The following is a 1828-nucleotide window of genomic DNA, read 5'->3' as shown; positions in this document are numbered from 1 at the left end:
GTAGGTCAGGCCGGCGACCAGGATCGTCTCGCCGATCGCCACCAGGTAGAACTGCTGGTACCGCTCGGCCAGGTGCCGGCCGTGGATGTCCCAGCGGGAGACGGTGGAGCGGCCCAGCGCCGGCACCGGCCAGCCGAACCGGTTGCCGAGGTACTCCACCAGCAGCGCGGTGCTCCAGAGCACCACCCGGGCGTCGGTGGGCAGCACCGCGCCGGCCAGCCAGAGCACCCCGGCCACGGCGAACGTGATCAGCATCCGCAGCTTCAGCCGGCGGTACTGGATCCGGCGCAGCACCAGCAGGAGGATCGCCGGGCGGCTCACCTGCGCCACCACGTACGCGACGGCGAACGCCAGCCCGCCGCCGCTGAACGCGTGCGGGATCGCCACCCCCATCACCATCGCCGACAGCNGGTCCACGCGGTGCCCTGCCAGAGCATCCAGAGTGCGAGGAGCAACAGCAGCGTCTTGGCGGCGCCGGTCGTCGCCGACCAGTCCGTCCGGCCGTCCCCCAGCGACAGATCCTCGAAGGCCCGCGCGGAGATCCGGGTCAGTGCGAAGACGTACACCAGGTCGAAGAAGAGTTCCAGGAACGTGGCCCGTTCCCCGTCGCCGCCGGTGGAGCGCAGCGCTGCCGGCTCCGCGACCCTCACCGCCGTCTCCCGCCCCCGGTAGCCTCCACCCGGCAGTCGTAACACTCTTTCCGGCTGGTGGGGTGCGGATCGTGCGGATCACCTCGGATCTTGCTCCGAGCGGTGGTGGGCGGGCACGATCGACCGGTGACGAACCGATGGGGCATGACCGTTCCGCTGGGCGGCGTGCCGCTCGCCGACCACGCCGCGGTCTACGACACCCTGGACCGGGCCGGTTTCACCGACGTCTGGTCGTCGGAGGTGGCCGGGACGGACGCGTTCACCCCGCTCGCGCTCGCCGCCGCCTGGGCGCCCCGGCTGCGCCTCGGCACGGCGATCACCCCGGTCTTCACCCGCGGGCCGGCGTTGCTGGCGATGAGCGCCGCCGCGCTCGCCGAGGCCGCGCCGGGCCGCTTCGCGCTGGGCGTCGGCGCGTCCTCGCCGGTGCTGGTGCGCGACTGGAACGCGGTGGCGTTCGACGAGCCGGTCAAGCGGACCCGCGACGTGCTGCGGTTCCTGCGGGCCGCGCTGCGCGGCGAGACCATCGACGGCGCGTACGACACGTTCACGGTGCGACGGTTCACCCTGGAGCGTCCGCCGGCCGTGCCGCCGCCGGTGCTGCTGGCCGCGCTGCGCCCCGCCATGCTGCGCCTGGCCGGGGCCGAGGCCGACGGGGTGGTCCTCAACTGGCTGGCCGCCGAGGACGTGCCGACCGCGCTGGCCGAGGTGGGCGAGCGTCGTCCCGGCTTCGAGGTGGCCGCCCGGATCTTCGTCTGCCCCACCGAGGACGCCGGGTACGCCCGCGCCCTGGGCCGTCGCCTGATCACCGGTTACCTGACCGTTCCCGCGTACGCCGCGTTCCACCGGTGGCTGGGCCGGCAGGACAGCCTCGGGGAGATGTGGCGGGCGTGGGCGGCGGGGGACCGGCGTGGCGCCGCCGCCGCGGTGCCCGACGACGTGGTCGACGCGCTGGTCCTGCACGGCTCGCCCGAGGAGTGCGTGGCCAGCGCCCGCCGGTACGCCGCGCACGGCGTCGACGTGCCGGTGCTGGCCGTGCTGCCCACCCCGGAGACGACCGAGGGCGGCGCGGCGGCCTGGGCCGACCTGCTGCCCCGCCTCGGGCCCAACGCTGAGATGAACCTGACCGACGGGCCCGCTGCCCCGTCCCGGGCCGCGCGCGACGGAGGTGGGCCGAGGTG

At 74.9% G+C, this 1828-nt stretch carries 2 protein-coding genes and 1 pseudogene; 1 reads left to right on the top strand and 2 read right to left on the bottom strand.

All coding sequences use genetic code 11. The annotated features are described in order from the left end of the window. Both B1205_RS31510 and B1205_RS31505 read right to left on the bottom strand, forming a co-directional pair. Window positions 1-387: low temperature requirement protein A (locus tag B1205_RS31510; RefSeq protein ID WP_254909936.1), on the bottom strand; the 387-nt coding region annotated here is incomplete at its 3' end. Between the two features lie 5 nt (window positions 388-392). Then, window positions 393-650 (bottom strand): low temperature requirement protein A, encoded by a 258-nt coding sequence (locus B1205_RS31505; RefSeq protein ID WP_254909935.1) that lies wholly within the window; start codon window positions 648-650, stop codon window positions 393-395. Between the two features lie 144 nt (window positions 651-794). Between B1205_RS31505 and B1205_RS14045 the strand changes: the two are divergent. Next, window positions 795-1751, top strand: a pseudogene (locus B1205_RS14045) (LLM class F420-dependent oxidoreductase); the annotation flags it as partial. Window positions 1752-1828 lie beyond the last annotated feature (77 nt).

Source organism: Micromonospora sp. NBS 11-29 (genome assembly GCF_002140155.1).
Classification (GTDB): domain Bacteria; phylum Actinomycetota; class Actinomycetes; order Mycobacteriales; family Micromonosporaceae; genus Micromonospora.
The sequence above is the reverse complement of the archived record's forward strand: the minus strand, read 5'-3'. Positions and strand labels throughout refer to the sequence as shown.